The sequence below is a fragment of the Bacteroides xylanisolvens XB1A genome, from assembly GCF_000210075.1.
GTDB classification, from domain to species: Bacteria; Bacteroidota; Bacteroidia; order Bacteroidales; family Bacteroidaceae; genus Bacteroides; species Bacteroides xylanisolvens.
Genome location: NC_021017.1, coordinates 3,382,169 through 3,399,968 on the forward strand (window position 1 = coordinate 3,382,169; position 17,800 = coordinate 3,399,968).

Genomic DNA, 17,800 nt, shown 5'->3' on the forward strand with positions numbered 1-17,800 from the left:
ATACTGCTATTAATCAAATAGATAAACTCTAGTTAGTGTAAGATGCAAGATAAAATCGAACACTAAAAGGTTCTGTGGAAATTCCGGAAGTTATCCCAAAAGCTCTTTTACTTTTGCGGAAATGGCACGTCCTTCTGCAAGACCTGCCAACTTTTTGGAGGCAACTCCCATCACTTTACCCATATCTTTACCGCTCGTAGCACCTGTCTCTGCGATAATTTCCTTCAAAGCAGCTTCCAGTTCTTCGGCAGTCATTTGTTTCGGCAGGTATTTTTCCATAACGGCTACCTGACCCAATTCTACGTCAGCCAAGTCCTGACGACCCTGTCCGATATAGATTTCAGCAGAATCTTTTCCTTGTTTTACAAGTTTCTGGATAATCTTCAGAGCTGCGTCATCTGTCAATATATCGTTAGCTCCCGGAGCTGTCTTAGCTTCGAGGAAGAACTTCTTTATATTTCTCAAGGTTTCGAGGGCTACTTTATCTTTCGCCTTCATTGCGTTTTTAATGTCTTCGCTGACTTGATCGAATAAATCCATACTATTATAATTATAAATTGAAGATTAAAAATTAGATCTGAAGCCTGATGCTGTGGGACTATAATTTTCGTTCTTAAACTCTTTGTTTAGAATGTAATTACGCCGTTATCATCCGTAGCTTCTTCTGTTGCCACTTCTTCTTCCAATGCAGCTTTTGTCCGGATTTTAGTAAGAGTCGTCTTATCACGCATGTACGTGGGAGAATCTTCTACCATGGCGATGATATCGTCGTTGTCCAAATCTTCCGTGTTGAAAAGATAGATGTGACGGCGTTTGCGGAGGCTCTTGCTTCCGATATTGCTGGCACTTTCGCCGTATGCCTTGCGGATACGTTCTTTGTTCTTCTCTTTTTCCTCTTCCAGTTGCAGTTGGCGTTCTTCCTCTTCCTGGCTGCGTGCAGCATGCAGGCTGTCCATTCCGGGGACGTCTTCTACACCGAATCCGGTTGCCAATACGGTGATCTTTACTTTTGTATCCAGTGAGTTGTCGATGGCAACGCCCCAGATCACTTCCACTCCTTCGCGGAATTTGCTCATGAACTCGTGTATCTCGTTCATTTCCTCCATCATTAGTTCGGATGACGGGCAGAAAGAAACGTTCAACATAACCTTCTTGGCATTGAAAATATCGTTGTTGTTGAGCAACGGAGAATGCAGGGCATCATCGATTGCTTTCGTCACACGATTTTCTCCTTCGCCGAATCCGGTACTCATGATCGCTACTCCGCCATCTTTCAGGATGGTTTTCACATCGGCAAAGTCGAGGTTGACCGTACCACGCATGGTGATAATCTCGGCAATGCTCTTGGCAGCGATGGAAAGAGTGTCATCGGCCTTGCCGAAGGCATTCATAAAGGTAAGATCGGCGTATATTTCGCGCAGGCGTTCGTTGTTGATAACCAATAGGGCATCAACGTGCTGGGCGATACGTTCGACGCCGTCCAGTGCCTGGATGATTTTCTTTTCTCCTTCGAAGATAAAAGGGATGGTGACGATACCGACAGTCAGAATATCCATTTCCTTCGCAATGCGGGCGATGACCGGGGCAGCTCCTGTTCCGGTTCCTCCTCCCATTCCGGCGGTGATGAATACCATCTTGGTACCGTCGTTCAGTTGTGCTTTGATATCTTCTATACTTTCTTCAGCGGCGTCGCGTGCCCGTTCGGGACGGTTGCCGGCTCCAAGCCCTTGCGTGATGCTACGGCCCAGTTGCAGTTTCACCGGGACAGGTGATTCGGCCAATGCCTGGTTGTCCGTGTTGCAAAGAACGAACGTTACATCATGGATGCCTTCCCGGTACATGTGGTTTACAGCGTTACCACCACCACCACCTACACCAATCACTTTGATGATTTTCGGTGAATCTGTCGGGAAATCGAATTGTACTATCTCGTCCATAATAATATGATTTCTGATTTATGATTTCTGGTTTCTGAACTCTGATTTTTGAATCTTGATTTATAAGTTATGATTTATGATATAGCGCGCAGCCAACTCATAAATCATAATTCATAAATCATAACTCACTTCATATCGTCGTCGGAGAAGATTTCTTTCGTCAACGAGTCGATCTTGCGCTGAATCCAGCTCGGACCGGCTTCTCTTTTCCGTCTTTCTTTCTCTTCCTTTTCCTTTTGCTTGCGAAGTTTTTCCGCTTCCTTGGCAGCTAACTTGGCTTCACGCTCTTCTTCCTCTTTCTTGAGGCGGGCGAGGCGGGCCTGTTCCTTCAGCTCCTGATCGTCTTCAAACATATCTGCGGTCCTATGCACTTCCGGCTCCGGTTTGGAGACTGGCGGTACAGGAGCAGCAGCTTGCGGGGCGGTTTCAGTCAGGCAACAGTTTTGGTTCCCTTCAAACAGGAGACCGAACAATGTGTTCTGTGAACCGTCTTTTTTTAGTATATTGTTGGGGGCATGGACTGTATTGCGTGGAAGTTTCGCCATCCGTATCTTTTCTATCTTGCTGCGTTTGCGCAAGGTTTCGTCCAAGTTCTTCAGGTTGGCGGCTCCTCCTGTCAGGATAAGTCCTGCCAGCAGTTTGTCTTCGTAGCCGGATAGCTGAATCTGGTTCCATACGTTGGCAACGATTTCTTCGGCACGGGCTTCGATGATATTATTAAGGTCTGCCACTTTGATGATACGGTTGTCATCCTCCAGTTTGCAGGTAGCTTCTTCCTCTTGTTCGGGGTCTTCTTCGTAGAGGGCGTCACCGTAGGCTTTTTTCAGGCGTTCGGCTTCTTCCTCCTCCATTTGCAGGGTGGTGATGTCACGCGTGATGCTGTTGCCTCCCAAAGGTAATACGGTGAGGAAGCGGAGAATGTTATTCTTATATACAGAGATGGTAGTCGTATCTGCTCCGAAGTCGATCAGTGCACAACCCGAACGGCGTTCGCTTTCTGTCAGTACGGCATTGGCTGTTACTAGCGGGGCGATCAGTTGGTCGGCAATGTCGATTTTTGCCTGCTGGAAGCAATGCTCCAGATTCTTGCGTACGGAAGCACGGGCAACGATGTTGAGGAAACGTCCTTCGATGTGGCTTCCTACCAGACCTACCGGGTTGGCTTGCAGATTATTGCCCACCTTGTATTCTTGCGGAGCTACGTCCAGTATATCCATATCAACCACCGGGATGGCAATGTTCTCATCACCGATAGCGCTTACAAGTTCTTCGGATATGATGGCTTCTTCTTCCAGGTCGCGGCTTACTACATTGCGGACTGTGCGGAGTGATTGTCCGCCGATGCCTACATATACCTTGGCAATTGAGTTTTTCAACTCACCTTCCAGTCTGTTGATGATCGAGGTCAGGCTTTGCGCTGTTTTGTCCAGATTGAAAATAACTCCTTTACGAATAAACGTAGAAGAGTCTTCCTGGGCATACGCTAATACCTGCATACTTCCGTCACTGTTCTTTCTTCCGGCCACACCGGTTATCTTCGATGAACCAAGTTCAATAGCGGCGATAAATTCTGTTGTTGCCATATATATTTATTTACGATTTTACGATTTACAATTTACGATTGAAAAAAGATTGTTCACTCCTCATCTGTCAACTATCAATTATCAACTATCATTTATTATCTATTCTCGTTTGGTGCAGATAATCTGGTTGTTGAATTCGAGATTGATACGCGAATATTTGTTCCAGCCTACCCGGTTGAGCCCTTTCTTGTAGAACTCCTTCAAACGTGCCAGTTTATCTTCAAAGTTTTCCAGTTTTCCGAGATAGACGAGATGGTCTCCCACACGCGGCACCAATTCGATGTTCTGGTCGGGCAACACATGAATCTGTTCTATCTGGGCGTCCCAGAATTTATTATTATGCAAAAATACACCAAACTTATATAAATCCTTCATTGCAAACGACTTTTCTACGTTTCCGGTGACAATTACCCGGTGAGCGACGCATTTTGCATCCGGTGGCATGACGGTTCCTTTGTTGTCAAGGTAGTAATTCTGACCGTTGGAGCTCATCACCCGAAGAATAGGGATACGTTGTGTCACTTCCACGCATACTTTGCCGCTGGGTGTTTTGTAACACTCGGCTTCGTCAATCAACGGATGTTTGCTTAGTTCCCGTTCCAGTGACTTGGTAGAGATGCGCTCCATCTTCTTCCCGATGGGGTAGATCCCTTTGTGCTGAAGGATACCTTTCAGCTCTTCTTTGGTGATGAAGCCGGCGTATGCGGTATCCTTGATAACCAATTCCATGTCACGGCAGGTCTGGTCGGCAGGCTTGCGGTTGAATGCGGTGATAGCTACGGCGAGGTAGGCTATAAGCACCAGCATGACGATGGATAGAAGGATTCTCTTTACCATAGTTTTTTTATTAATGAAGAATTAAGAATGAAGAATGAAGAATTGCTGCGCATCAATACGCTGGATAGAGATTCTTCATTCTTCATTCTTAATTCTTAATTTTTTTGTTTCTAATAGTTCCTTTATTTCAGGGACATAGTTGTCAATGTCTCCAGCCCCCAAAGTGATTAATACTTCAATGTTTTTATCTTTCAGAATGTTCAGTATATCTTCCTTTTTGCACATACTTTTTTCAATGCCCGGACGGAGATTGTCATAAATCAGTTTGCTGGTAACGCCCGGAATCGGTGCTTCACGTGCCGGATAGATGTCTACCAGAATCACTTCGTCGAGTAGCGACAGGCTATCGGCAAAATCTTGATAGAAGTCGCGGGTGCGGGTATAGAGATGCGGTTGGAAGATGGCTGTAATCTTCTTGTCTTTGTAAAGTTCGCGCATAGACAACACGCTCTGTTTGATTTCAGAGGGGTGGTGGGCATAGTCACTCAAAAAGACGATACGGTCGTTCTTGATCTTGAAGTCGAACCGGCGGTCTACTCCGCGGAAACTTGCCATGCCTCTTTTTATTTCTTCATCGGTCACTCCGTTAAGGTGTGCCAATGCCATGGCGGCTACGCCGTTTTCTATGTTGATGCTAACCGGAATTCCCAGTTGAATATCGTTGATACGGGTGTCCGGGGCAACAAAGTCGATGAATATTTCTCCGTTTCCGATGCGGATGTTTTCTGCGTGGAAGTCACCCTCGTCGCGTGAGTAAGTATAGACACGAACGCCCGGCTGCACTTTGGGTTGCAGGGAGATGCCTTTGCGGATAATCAGTGCGCCACCCGGTTGGATAAGCGTGGTATAATGCTCGAAACTTTCCAGGTAGGCTTGTTCTGTGCCGTAGATGTCCAGATGATCGGGGTCGGTAGATGTAATTACGGTCATATAGGGCGACAGCCAGTGGAAAGAACGGTCGAACTCATCTGCTTCAATCACCGTGTAAGGGCTTGTTTGAGAGAGTAGCAGGTTGGTGCCGTAGTTCTTCGAGATTCCTCCGAGAAAAGCGGTACATTCCACGTGCGATTGATGGAGCAAATGGGCTGTCATCGTCGATGTGGTTGTTTTTCCGTGAGTACCTGCCACGCACAGACCTTTGCTCGAATGGGTAATCGTTCCCAATACTTGGGCGCGTTTCTGTATTTCGAATCCGTTGTTGCGGAAATAAACGATTTCTTCATGTTCCTGCGGAACGGCGGGCGTGTATATGACTAACGTGCTTTCCTTGTCTTTGCAGGCTTCGGGAATCAGGTCGACGTTTTCTTCATAATGTATTTGTGCGCCTTCGGCAATCAGGGTTTCAGTCAATGGAGTAGGGGTACGGTCGTAACCGGCCACTACCTTGCCTTTGAAGAGGAAGTAGCGTACAAGTGCACTCATACCGATGCCGCCGGCACCTACGAAATAGACTGATTTTATCGTTTCTATATTCATTTCTTCTGTTTTTTATTTTAGTACGGATTACGTCGTTTGATCCCGGAGCTATACCGCTACTTCAACCTGTGTGCAATCCGATAATCTATTTATCTGTTTTTTGCTTCTGTTTATCAGCTCTTTACTTCCGCCAGTTTGATAACCTCCTGTGCGATGATTCTCGCAGAATCGGGCAAAGCCAGCTTGGCGATATTCTCTTTCAGTTCTTTCAGTTTCTGTTCGTCATTGACGGTGGATAATGCTACATCCATCAAGGTTGTTTCCGCTTCACTGTCTTTGACGTAGATAGCTGCCTGCTTATTCACCAATGCTAAGGCATTCTTAGTCTGATGGTCTTCCGCTACATTGGGAGAAGGCACTAAGATAACAGGTTTATGTAACAGGCAGAACTCTGAAATGGAACCTGCCCCCGCACGGGAAATCACAAGATCGGCTGCTGCGTATGCGGCTGCCATGTCTTTGATGAAATCCGTTACATATAAGTTCGGAAGTGTACCTGCAGCTTTCACGGCTTCTTTCACTTGCGGGTAGTAGTATTTGCCCGTTTGCCAGATGAATTGCACGTCCGTATTTTCTTTGATGGTTGCCAGTCCGGCTGTCAGCGTATTGTTGATGGTACGTGCACCCAGACTGCCGCCTACAATCAGAATCGTTTTTTTGCCAGGCTGTAAGTTGAAGGAGCGCAATGCTTCTTCTTTAGACGGCATATCCTTTGTCAGGTTTTGGCGGACAGGATTCCCCGTCATAATAATTTTGTCGGCAGGGAAAAACTTTTCCATTCCGTCATAAGCTACACAAATCACTTTTGCTTTCTGTGCCAGGAGCTTATTGGTCACTCCGGCATAAGAGTTTTGTTCCTGGATTAATGTCGGTACTCCCATCATTCCGGCAGTCTTTAGTGTCGGGCCGCTTGCATATCCGCCTACACCTACCGCCACTTGTGGGCGGAAGTCCTTGATAACTTTGCGTGCTTTCCACTGGCTGCGCATCAGTTTAATCAATACAGATATATTTTTCCATAAACGTTTGCGGTCGAATCCGGCAATCGGAAGCCCGATAATACGGTAGCCTGCATCGGGAACCCGTTGCATTTCCATACGTCCTTCAGCACCTACAAAGAGAATTTCTGCGTCGGGGCGTAGCTCTATTATAGCGTTTGCGATAGAGACGGCAGGAAAGATATGCCCTCCTGTTCCTCCACCACTGATAATAATTCTAAGTTCTTTTTCCATCATAATGTTTTTCTTCTGTCCTTTCTCAACGTTTACTGTTCACCACTCACCGTTCACTACTCACCGTTCATCATTTATCGTTCATCACTTACCGTTTATCAATATCATGCTCATCTTCAAACTTGGCATCGCTGTTCAGAATCTGTGCTGTCGGTTCGGCGGCAGTCTGTGCCTCGGAATTTGCAGCTGCCTCTGCCTCTAATTGCAGTTGGATCTGTGCATCGTGCGCTTTTTGTTCTTCTAGATAGGCGGTATATCGGCTTACACTTAATATCATACCGATATAAGCGCAGTTGATTAACGTACTTGTACCTCCTTTGCTGACCAAAGGCAGAGGCTGGCCGGTGACGGGGAATAATCCGACGGCAACCATCATATTCAGTATTGCTTGCGACACCAGTAGCAACGCAATGCCCATAACGAGAAAGGCGGGGAAGGTTCGCTCGCATTTCTGTGCGATTCGTCCGGCTCGCATTAGCAGCCATAGATAGAGGAACACCACAAATATTCCTCCGATCAATCCCATTTCTTCAATCACAATCGCAAAGATAAAATCGGAGAATGCCTGACTAAGGAAGTCACGTTGTATCGAGTTTCCCGGACCTTTGCCGACTACGTGGCTGGTAGCAATGGCGATGCGTGCATGCGCCACCTGTGCATCTTTGTCAATATCAAATTTGGCAGCCGGCACTTCCTCCTTCTCAAAGAAGCCGGAAACACGATTCTGCCACGTTTCGAAACGGTGAAGTCCCGGAGTGTTATGCAGCGTTTTGGCGGGAATAGCCATCAGTATACCTACGGCAACACCGCCCACAAGTGCCAATATCCCTAACATTCCGAATAGCTTTTTTGCTGACACCCGGCCGATAAACATCATCATGCATACTACTCCGAAAAGCAGCATTGCTGTCGAAAGGTTTTCCGGTGCGATAAGCAGGAATACCAGTCCGGTGAGGATCATGATATATTTGAAGGCGTTCGGGTTGGCTCCGTATTCGTCCTGCCTTTTGGATAGGATGAATGAGACGGCAATGATAACCGCCATCTTTGCCAATTCCGAAGGCTGGAACTGTAATCCCATAAAGGTCATCCAACGGGCTGCCCCGTTGACACGGTCCCCTGTGATGATACCCATCAGCGTGACAAATGCCAATAGAACCAGGGAAATCGGATACAGAAAGACCGGAAATACCTGGAACCATTTGTAGGGAACATTATGCAGAAACACTACTACCACAGCACCTACCATCAGGATGATGGAGTGTTGTGTAATCGGTCCCCAATGGTCGCCACTTTTGTAAGTCAGTGTCGACGCTGCCGAGAACACCTCGATAATAGAGATGAGGCAGAGACAGAGGAAGATAATCCAGATTACCTTGTCACCTTTGAATATGTTCTTTAATAAATCCAATCTTGTAGCAATTAAAAATTAATAATTAGAAATTAAAGGGCGCGGACACATTCCTTAAACTGGTCGCCACGGTCTTCATAGCTTTTGAAGAGGTCGAAAGAGGCGCAGCAAGGGCTTAATAATACTGTTTCACCTTTCTTTGCCAGTTTGTAGGCAGCTTCTACGGCATCCTTCATTCCGGTTTGTACGTCTGCTACGGGCAGGCCGAAACGATCGAAGAATTCGTGAAGTTTTTCGTTGTGAAGTCCCAGGTATACCAGTGCCGAACACTTTTCACGTACCAGGTCTTCAATTTCAGTATAGTCGTTGCCTTTATCTTTACCACCGAGGATCAATACCGTTTTGGTAGTCATGCTTTGCAGGGCATACCAGCAGGAGTTGACATTCGTTGCTTTAGAGTCGTTGATGAAATCAATTCCGCGGACACGTGCCACCTTTTCCAACCGATGCTCTACTCCCTTAAAGTCGGAGAGGGCTTTACGGATGTTTTCTTTGGCGATGCCGGCAAGGTTTGCCGAGATACCGGCGGCTAAAGAATTATATAAGTTATGTTGCCCTGTCAGAGCCAGTTCTTCCTGCTCCATGTTGAAGGCAATCGGTTCGGTGATTTTCACTTCGTGGTCTTCTACGTATGCGATCGCTCCGTCTTCTTTTACAGCGGCAAAAGGATACAGGTGAGCTTTCAGACCATGTTTCGCCAGTTCTTGTCTGATGATCGGGTCGTCATTCCAGAAGATGAAAGCATCGTCCGGGGTTTGGTTTTGGGTAATGCGGAATTTAGCGTCGATGTAATTCTGCATACAGTGGTCGTAGCGATCAAGATGGTCCGGAGTGATGTTCATCAATACGGCGATGTTCGCACGGAAGTTATACATATTATCCAGCTGGAAAGAGCTAAGTTCGATAATATAATAATCATGGTAATCTTCGGCTACCTGCAAAGCAAGGCTTTTGCCGATGTTGCCTGCCAAACCTACGTTCAGACCTGCGCTTTTGAAAATGTGGTAGATCAGGGAAGTTGTTGTAGTCTTTCCGTTAGAACCTGTAATACAGATCATTTTGGCATCAGTATAGCGTCCGGCAAACTCAATCTCGGAGATCACCGGTGTGCCTTGAGCTTTCAGTTTCAGGATGATTGGGGCATCATTCGGGATACCGGGGCTTTTGATAACCTCGTCGGCATTCAGAATGAGCTCTTCGGTATGGTGTCCTTCTTCCCAGGCAATCTGATGGCTGTCGAGAAGTTCCTTATATTTGTCCTTGATGGCGGACATGTCCGAAACAAACGTCTCAAATCCTTTTACTTTTGCGAGTACGGCTGCACCTGCGCCGCTTTCGCCAGCTCCTAAAATTACAATTCTTTTCATCTACAATAATGTGCCCTTGTTTTCTAATCGATTGATTTATCTATTAGCTGCGCACATCTTTTAAAAGTTAATAATCGGGTTAATGCTCTCTATATTTTTAATGAAGGACGGATGACGCGGATTTCACGGTTTTAAGGGATTATGCAGTTAACACTGCGTTAATCCGTGTAATCCGTGCCTTCATTCTATCTTATTTTTAATGTTATAATTGTTATTGCCGCCAATACAATCGTTACAATCCAGAAACGGACGGTAATCTTTGATTCGTGGAACAGCTGGTCGGGCTTGGTGAATTTCACCGTACATCCCGGCTCGATCAGACTCATTGAAGTACGGAAATGATCGTGAATCGGTGTGCGCTTGAACAAACGCTGCTTTACACCTTTCCGCTTTCCTGCCTTATAATAAGCCCGTTGCAGGATTACCGACAGATTTTCTACCAGGAATACACCGCAAAGAATCGGTATCAACAACTCTTTGTGGATGATGATGGCGAACACTGCGATAATACCACCAATGGTGAGGCTGCCTGTGTCTCCCATAAATACTTGTGCCGGATAAGCATTGTACCATAAGAAACCGATAAGCGCACCGATGAAGGCACAGATATAGATTACCAGTTCTTCCGAACCCGGAATATACATGATGTTCAGATAGCCTGCGAATTCGATATGCGACGATACATACGCCAATATCCCCAGCGTTGCACCGATAATGGCCGAGTTTCCGGCCGCCATTCCGTCCATACCATCATTCAGGTTGGCACCGTTTGATACGGCGGTAACCACGATGATTGTGACGATGACGAACAAAATCCATCCGGCTGTTTGCGCATGCTCGCCCATGAAAGCAACCAGATCGGCATAATCAAGGTTATTGCTCTTGAAAAAAGGAATCGTTGTCTGGGTCGATTTCAAATCATTGGTTCCGTGTATCACTTCCATCTCCTGTCCCGGATTATGAACTTCGATATTCTCACGGATCACTACGTCCGGGCTTAGATACAAAGTCATTCCGACAATTAAACCTAAACCGACCTGACCGATAATCTTGAACTTGCCATGCAAACCTTCTTTGTCTTTTTTAAAGATCTTGATATAGTCGTCTGCGAAGCCGAGCGATCCCAACCATACGGTGGTTATCAGCATCAGTATCATATATATATTATGCAGTTTGCCTAACAACAGACAAGGAATCAGGATGGCTACAATGATGATAACACCTCCCATGCTCGGCACGCCTACTTTGTTGACGCCGAACGGGTCCGTTTTAGCATCACGCTGCGTTTCTGTGATTTGTTTCCTTTTGAGTAGGTTGATGAACTTATCTCCCCAGATACTTGAAATAAGTAACGCGAGGATCACTGCCATCAAAGCACGGAATGAAGTATATCCGAACATTCCCGCTCCTGGAAAATTGAGCTTTTGCAGCCATTCAAATAGATAATATAACATAAATAATTTGCCAATTTATTGATGTGTTGCTATGTCGCTTCTGCCGGATGAATACCGGAACCAGTCGGCATATTAGCACAATCTATTCATTATTTAAAAATTTCTTTGAGTACTTCTTTATCGTCAAAATGATGTTTTACTCCTTTTATCTCCTGGTAATTCTCGTGTCCTTTTCCGGCAACGAGAATCACATCTCCTTTTTCTGCCAGCATGCAAGCCGTGCGAATCGCTTCTTTACGGTCGGCAATGCTTAGTGTTTTCTTCATATCCTCCGCATCCAGTCCGGCGAGCATATCGTTGATGATGTCTTGCGGCTCTTCGAAGCGCGGATTGTCTGAAGTGATGATGACGCGGTCGCTGGCTTTGGCAGCTTCCTTTGCCATGATGGGACGTTTGCCCTTATCACGGTTGCCACCGGCACCCACCACTGTAATCACTTTCCCTTTTCCTTCAAGTACTCCATGTATGGCATTCAATACATTAATAAGTGCATCCGGAGTATGCGCATAATCTACAATCGCTGTAACTCCCTGTGGAGAACGGACCGCATCGAAACGTCCGGCTACCGGATGAAGCGTGCTAAGAGCCACAAGCACCTCTTCTTCTTTCTTACCCAACAGAACGGCTGCCCCGAATACTGCCAGCAAATTGGAAGCATTGAACTTGCCGATAAACTGAACTGCCAACTCGTGGTTGTTGAAGTCGAGCAACATTCCTTCAAAATGAGACTCCAATACCCGCCCTTTAAAGTCACAAAGGCTTCTTAATGAATAAGTATAGACCTTAGAACGTGTATTCTGTGTCATCACCAGTCCGTTCTTATCGTCCAGATTAGTCAGGCTGAATGCGCTTTTCGGCAGATCGTCAAAGAACTTCTTCTTTGCTTTCAGATAATTCTCTACTGTTTTATGATAGTCGAGATGGTCGCGGGTCAGATTGGTAAAGATCCCTCCTGCATACTTTAATCCACTGATACGTTTCTGTGCAATGGAGTGTGAACTGACTTCCATGAAAACATATTTGCATCCTTCATCCGCCATTCGTCCCAATAGACGGTTCAACGTGATGGGATCGGGCGTGGTATGCTCTGTCGGGAGCGGTTCATCGTCGATATAATTGCAAACGGTAGAAATCAACCCTACCTTATATCCGAAATAACGGAATGTATTATATAATAAGGTGGCGATTGTTGTTTTTCCGTTCGTTCCGGTAACACCAACCAGTTCCATCTTGGAAGTGGGGTCGCCGTAGAAAGTAGTAGCAATCTTTCCTACCGCATCTTCACTGTCTTTGACTTGTATATAAGTGATCCCCGCAACAGGTTCTTCCGGCATATCCTCGCAGAGGATAGCAGTCGCTCCTTTCGCTATGGCAGCAGGTATGTAGGCGTGGCCGTCGGCTTGTGTGCCGCGCATTGCCATGAACAGTTGGCCGGCTTCCACTAGACGGGAGTCAATATTGACTCCGGTGATTTCTATGTCTGAATCTCCGGCTACCTCTACCGGTTGGATCGCTTTCAGTAACTCCTTTAATAACATCACTCTATTTAATTTTTAATCTTTAATTTTTACTTTAGCGTCAGCGTCACCGTCTGTCCCTTCTTTACGATGGTTCCATTGGCTATCGACTGGCTTTTCACTTTGCCTACCCCGACCAGATTGACCTTCAATCCTTTGCTTTCCAACAAGTATACGGCGTCTTTCGCTCCCATACCTATCACGCTCGGCACAAAGTTCTGCATATTGCTCCGGCTTTCAAGAACCACAGCTTGCGGAGCAACGTGCGTATTCCCCCACACTTCTTTTCCTGAATCGGCAACTTTACCTTGTATATTAATCTCCAGCTCCTCCAATACCCGTTGAGCTTCGCGCATCTCTCCGGCTTTTACATTCGGAATGACTACGGAATTGGTGTCAATCGCATTGGTAAGCGGCAACCGCAGGTCTTTGGCATACACTCTTTCCGCAATCTTGCTGAATACACTACCTGCCATCAAACCTCCCGAAGCCGGCAAGCCCGGTTTCTGGATAGAGACAATCATACTATATTTAGGTGCCTCTGACGGAAAATATCCGCAGAAACTAACCAGGTAATTCGTTCTTCCCGTTTTGTATCCGGCTGCCCCCTGTGAAATCTGCGCCGTTCCCGTTTTGCCTGAAACGTGGAACTGCTTACTCCCTGCAGGCTTGGCAAGTCCTTCACCAACCACTTTCCGCAGTATTTCACGAATTTGTGTCAAAGTCTTATCCGAACAAATCTTAGGATTGATAACCTCTGTCGGATATTCTTTCACGACTTCCCCGTCTTTCACGGCAGCTTTGACAAATTTCGGACGTACACTGACTCCATTATTGGCTATTCCGTTGTAGAACGTCAGAATATTGATTGGTGGAACCTGTGTCTCATATCCGATACTCATCCACGGCAAAGTGGTCTTTGCAAAATAACGTTCTTTCGGACCACGGATATTCGGCTTCCCTTCTCCTGAAATCTGTAGGTGGAGCGGTTGGTCGATACTCATCCGTTTTAACCCGTCTACGAATTTCTGTGGATTGCTACCATAGAAATGATCTATAATATAAGAGGTACCGACGTTGGACGAAACTCCCAGAATTTCTGTAACAGTCAGCTTCCCATATCCTCCACGGTGCCAGTTGTGGTCTTTCATGACACGTCCGTACATCGGCATCTGTCCGTTGCCGGTGTCTACCACATAGTCCGGAGTAATCTTGCCGTCTTCGAGAGCTACCATAATAGAAGCCGTCTTGAAAGTGGACCCCGGCTCAAGCATATCACTGATGGCATTGTTACGCATTTCGTAATACTCGCCGTCCTTGCCTTGCATCATGTTGACGATTGCTTTCACTTCTCCGGTAGCTACTTCCATCAATACCACCACGCCTACGCTGGCATTCAGCTCTTTCAGCTTGTCTACCAATGCTTTCTCGCAGATATCCTGCATGCCTACGTCGATGGTACTAATCAAATCGCAACCGTCAACCGGCGGCACATCGACAATGTTCAGGTATTTGTTCATCACTTTTTGGCGGTGCGTCAGTCCGTCCCGTCCTTTCAGGATAGTGTCGAAAGCAAGTTCGATACCATTTCTGGCTCCTTTGGCTGTATCTGCATACACATCTCCCAGCGTACGGGCAGCCAGTGAACCGAAAGGTTTCTTGCGCTGATTGTATGCTAATTCTTTAAATCCGCCTTTATACCGGTTCAAACAGAAGACGGGCAGTCTCTTTACCTCTTTATATTGTATATAGGAAATACGTTTCGGATAAATCAGATAATTACGGCTTTTTGCCTGGCGTCCTTTCTTGAGGTGTGCTTTGAATTGGGCTGCACTCCTGTCCGGGAATATCTTGTGAAGTCCGATACAGATGGAATCCATATTGGCATTGAGGATGGAGTCCCGGCGTGCCTGATCTTTCCGTCTGCGTTTTTCGTCCTTCTCACCGGACATAAAGTCCATATAGATTCTGTACTCGGGTAGCGAACTGGCCATCAGTTTACCGTCAGAAGAAATAATGTTTCCACGATTAGGTTTCACCGTCACATTCTCTTTTACGAAACGATCAGCCACATCCTGCCAGTATTGTCGTTCGGCAAACATGGTGATGCCTGCTTTTACAACAATAGCTATTCCTATCAACGCCATCAACAGGATGACGAAGAAGTAACGGGTCATTATGTTCTTTTTATTAACTGCCACAGTCTTTGTCTTTTAAAAACTCTCAATTCTCAACTCTCCACTTATTTAATAAGGTAAGGAGGATGGGTTGATGTTTGCAAATCGCTTTCCTTATTTGATATATAATCTTCAATGCGTGACTGGCGGCTCTTCTCCATCAGTTCCGAGCTGCGCGTCAGTGCGTCGTATTTAATGTCTATCAATTCCTTTTTCAGCCGGTCTATCTCGATCTGTTGCTGTTGACTGGCATAACGATTGTGAATGTAGAAGATGATGAATACCATGATAAGTACCAGCAACTTCGTTTGACGGCGGAAAAAATCGGTAGCCAGAATGTCTCCACCCAGAATACTCTTCAGCGAGGTGCGGTTTTTCTTCTTGCCCTCTTCTGTTTTCTTATTTACTACTTCTTCTTCCATATCTTTCTATTTCTTTTCTGCAATTCGTAATTTGGCACTTCTCGACCGTGGGTTCCGTTCTATTTCTGCCTCGTCGGGAACGATTACCTTATTATTGACAAGGCGGAAAGGCGTTTGCAGATTTCCGAAGAAGTCGGATTCTGCTTTTCCTTCTACGTTGCCCGTCTTCATGATGTTTTTCACCATGCGGTCTTCCAATGAATGATAAGTGATTACCACCAGTCTGCCGCCCGGCTTTAATGCTTCCGTAGCTGCCAGCAACATCTCTTTCAGCGCTTCCATCTCTTGATTTACTTCGATCCGCAGTGCCTGGAACACTTTTGCCAGCTCTTTCTTTTCGCGTTCACGACCGAAAAGCGGTTTGATGATTTCCAGAAACTCACCGATGGTCCGGATATTCTGTCCGCTTCTGGTTTTAACGATGACAGAAGCCAGTTTGCGGCTATTCTTCAGCTCTCCGTACAGATAGAAGAGGTTTGCAAGACGTTCTTCCTCGTAAGTATTCACGATGTCTGCTGCCGTAATTCCGGCACGCTTGTTCATACGCATATCCAGCGCTCCGTCGAAACGGAAAGAAAAGCCGCGTTCGCTATCATCGAAATGATGGGACGATACGCCGAGGTCGGCCAGGATTGCATCTACCTGCTCGATGTCGTGATAGCGCAGGAAATTTTGCAGGTAACGGAAGTTGCTGCGCACGAAGATGAAGTGAGGATCGTTGACAATGTTCCGTTCAGCGTCCTCGTCCTGGTCGAATCCCAATAAACGTCCGCCTTCTCCGAGTCGTGAAAGTATTTCGCGCGAATGTCCTGCTCCTCCGAATGTAACGTCTACATACGTTCCGTCCGGTTGGATATTCATCCCGTCAACGCTTTCTTTCAGCAATACAGGTACATGGTATGTCAATTCATCTTTCTCCATCTTGTCTATTATCATCGTTCATAATTTCTTCTAATGCTGCACCGAACTCTTCAGGCGGCATGAAAGGCTGTTCTGCCCGCTCTTTCGCCCAGATCTCTATCTTATTGTCGATGCCGATAAAACGTATATCTCCATGAATACTGCAAATCTGCAAATATCGTTTGGGGATTAATATACGTCCGTTGCTGTCAGGTGTCACCACTTCAACGTCGCTCACAAACTGTCTGAAAATGAGTTGGTGTTTGCTGTTCCATTTGTTCAGCCTGCTGCGAAGCTCGTTCAACTCCTCGTTCCACACGCTCTCGGGGTACAGGGTCAAACAGTCCTGAAATACGTCTTTACGCATAATAAGCCTCTCCTCGGAAGCTGCTTGTAGTTGCTTCCTGAAGGTAGCGGGTATGAACACCCTTCCTTTGGCGTCCGCCCTGGCTTCAATATTTCCTAAAAAACGTATCATTACCTTATTATAATAAGCGACCGTAAAAGTATGAAATTCCCCACAATTCCCCACAACTTTCCATAAAAAACTTTCAGAGAAGTTTTCAACAGAATGTTAAATGTCTATTTGCTTGAAAATGATGCGGCTTTGAGAATGCTTTACTGGTGGGGAGCTTGTGACGGTGAAACGAAAAAAATGTCTGTATAGGTAAAATTTAAATAATGTGGTAGCGGAGACTTCTTTTGATGCAATAGGAACTTGTACGACACCCGGGTCTCATTATACCTGACACCCGGGTGTCAGACCCATTGAGACCCGGGTGTTGTAGGTGTTGAGACCCGGGTGTCGTGCAACTAATCTTAGTAATAAAAGAAAAGGCAGAATATACCGGAGTATTTCTGCCTTTTAATCATTATCAAAACTAAAATCTGTATTAAAGAAGTATGTGATCCGAGATCACCAATTTATATAGTTAAGGTCTAGCGGAAGTCTTTCAATTCTTCCTGTAATTTCTGGCGCGTGAAGAAAATACGGCTCTTTACTGTGCCTAGCGGGAGGTTCAGTTTTTCCGCAATCTCACGGTATTTGAATCCTGAAACGTGCATGGCGAACGGAACTCTGTATTCTTTGGGGAGTTTGTTGACTACACGGTGCATCTCTTTCAGGTCGTATGCTCTTTCTGTACTTTCTGAACTTCCGTCCTGTGGTAAATTCAGATGATAAAGATTATCCGTCTGATCGACGAATGTCTGGTCGCGGACTACCTTGCGATAGTTGTTTATAAAGATGTTGCGCATGATGGTATACATCCATCCTTTGAAATTTGTATCAGGGGTATATTTATCTTCATTATCTAATGCTTTTAATGATGTCTCCTGCAACAAATCGTTTGCTTCTTCACGGTCAGTTGTCAGTTTATAAGCGAAGCGTAGTAATTCATCTTGTACTCCTACTAAATCTTTTCTGAAGCTTAAACTTTTCATATGTGTTGCTTTTTAAAGGTGAATATTCGTTTGTTATTTTCGAT

Annotated in this window: 15 protein-coding genes; all 15 read right to left on the reverse strand. The window is 45.8% G+C overall.

Annotated elements, in window-relative coordinates; translation table 11 throughout:
- Window positions 1-90: 90 nt before the first annotated feature.
- On the reverse strand, window positions 91-540 hold the full coding sequence (locus tag BXY_RS13265; RefSeq protein ID WP_004309505.1) for a GatB/YqeY domain-containing protein: 450 nt from the start codon (window positions 538-540) through the stop codon (window positions 91-93).
- Window positions 541-626: 86 nt separating this feature from the next.
- Window positions 627-1,937, reverse strand: a complete 1,311-nt coding sequence (gene ftsZ, locus BXY_RS13270; protein WP_004309506.1) for a cell division protein FtsZ — start codon at window positions 1,935-1,937, stop codon at window positions 627-629.
- A 125-nt stretch (window positions 1,938-2,062) separates the two neighbouring features.
- On the reverse strand, window positions 2,063-3,520 hold the full coding sequence (gene ftsA, locus BXY_RS13275; RefSeq protein WP_015532161.1) for a cell division protein FtsA: 1,458 nt from the start codon (window positions 3,518-3,520) through the stop codon (window positions 2,063-2,065).
- Window positions 3,521-3,619: 99 nt separating this feature from the next.
- Window positions 3,620-4,357, reverse strand: coding sequence for a cell division protein FtsQ/DivIB (locus BXY_RS13280; RefSeq protein WP_004315396.1), 738 nt, complete (start codon window positions 4,355-4,357; stop codon window positions 3,620-3,622).
- A 75-nt stretch (window positions 4,358-4,432) separates the two neighbouring features.
- Complete coding sequence (gene murC, locus BXY_RS13285; RefSeq protein WP_015532163.1) at window positions 4,433-5,833, reverse strand: UDP-N-acetylmuramate--L-alanine ligase; 1,401 nt, start codon at window positions 5,831-5,833, stop codon at window positions 4,433-4,435.
- Window positions 5,834-5,946: 113 nt separating this feature from the next.
- On the reverse strand, window positions 5,947-7,065 hold the full coding sequence (gene murG, locus BXY_RS13290) for an undecaprenyldiphospho-muramoylpentapeptide beta-N-acetylglucosaminyltransferase (protein WP_055235264.1): 1,119 nt from the start codon (window positions 7,063-7,065) through the stop codon (window positions 5,947-5,949).
- An 88-nt stretch (window positions 7,066-7,153) separates the two neighbouring features.
- A complete protein-coding gene (locus tag BXY_RS13295; protein WP_055235124.1) occupies window positions 7,154-8,476 on the reverse strand; it encodes an FtsW/RodA/SpoVE family cell cycle protein in 1,323 nt (440 codons plus the stop codon).
- Between the two features lie 32 nt (window positions 8,477-8,508).
- On the reverse strand, window positions 8,509-9,843 hold the full coding sequence (murD, locus tag BXY_RS13300) for a UDP-N-acetylmuramoyl-L-alanine--D-glutamate ligase (protein WP_004298208.1): 1,335 nt from the start codon (window positions 9,841-9,843) through the stop codon (window positions 8,509-8,511).
- A 185-nt stretch (window positions 9,844-10,028) separates the two neighbouring features.
- Window positions 10,029-11,297, reverse strand: coding sequence for a phospho-N-acetylmuramoyl-pentapeptide-transferase (locus BXY_RS13305; RefSeq protein WP_015532165.1), 1,269 nt, complete (start codon window positions 11,295-11,297; stop codon window positions 10,029-10,031).
- Window positions 11,298-11,386: 89 nt separating this feature from the next.
- Window positions 11,387-12,835, reverse strand: a complete 1,449-nt coding sequence (locus tag BXY_RS13310; RefSeq protein ID WP_015532166.1) for a UDP-N-acetylmuramoyl-L-alanyl-D-glutamate--2,6-diaminopimelate ligase — start codon at window positions 12,833-12,835, stop codon at window positions 11,387-11,389.
- Between the two features lie 29 nt (window positions 12,836-12,864).
- Window positions 12,865-14,991, reverse strand: coding sequence for a penicillin-binding protein (locus BXY_RS13315; protein WP_015532167.1), 2,127 nt, complete (start codon window positions 14,989-14,991; stop codon window positions 12,865-12,867).
- 65 nt (window positions 14,992-15,056) lie between these two features.
- Window positions 15,057-15,413 carry an FtsL-like putative cell division protein gene (locus tag BXY_RS13320; RefSeq protein WP_004315383.1) on the reverse strand — a complete coding sequence of 119 codons (357 nt, stop codon included), beginning with the start codon at window positions 15,411-15,413 and terminating at the stop codon, window positions 15,057-15,059.
- A gap of 6 nt (window positions 15,414-15,419) precedes the next feature.
- Window positions 15,420-16,334 carry a 16S rRNA (cytosine(1402)-N(4))-methyltransferase RsmH gene (rsmH, locus tag BXY_RS13325; protein ID WP_015532168.1) on the reverse strand — a complete coding sequence of 305 codons (915 nt, stop codon included), beginning with the start codon at window positions 16,332-16,334 and terminating at the stop codon, window positions 15,420-15,422.
- A complete protein-coding gene (gene mraZ / locus BXY_RS13330) occupies window positions 16,321-16,791 on the reverse strand; it encodes a division/cell wall cluster transcriptional repressor MraZ (protein WP_015532169.1) in 471 nt (156 codons plus the stop codon). Before mraZ ends, rsmH begins: the two co-directional genes overlap by 14 nt.
- 461 nt (window positions 16,792-17,252) lie before the next feature.
- A complete protein-coding gene (locus BXY_RS13335; RefSeq protein WP_004315377.1) occupies window positions 17,253-17,756 on the reverse strand; it encodes an RNA polymerase sigma factor in 504 nt (167 codons plus the stop codon).
- Window positions 17,757-17,800 lie beyond the last annotated feature (44 nt).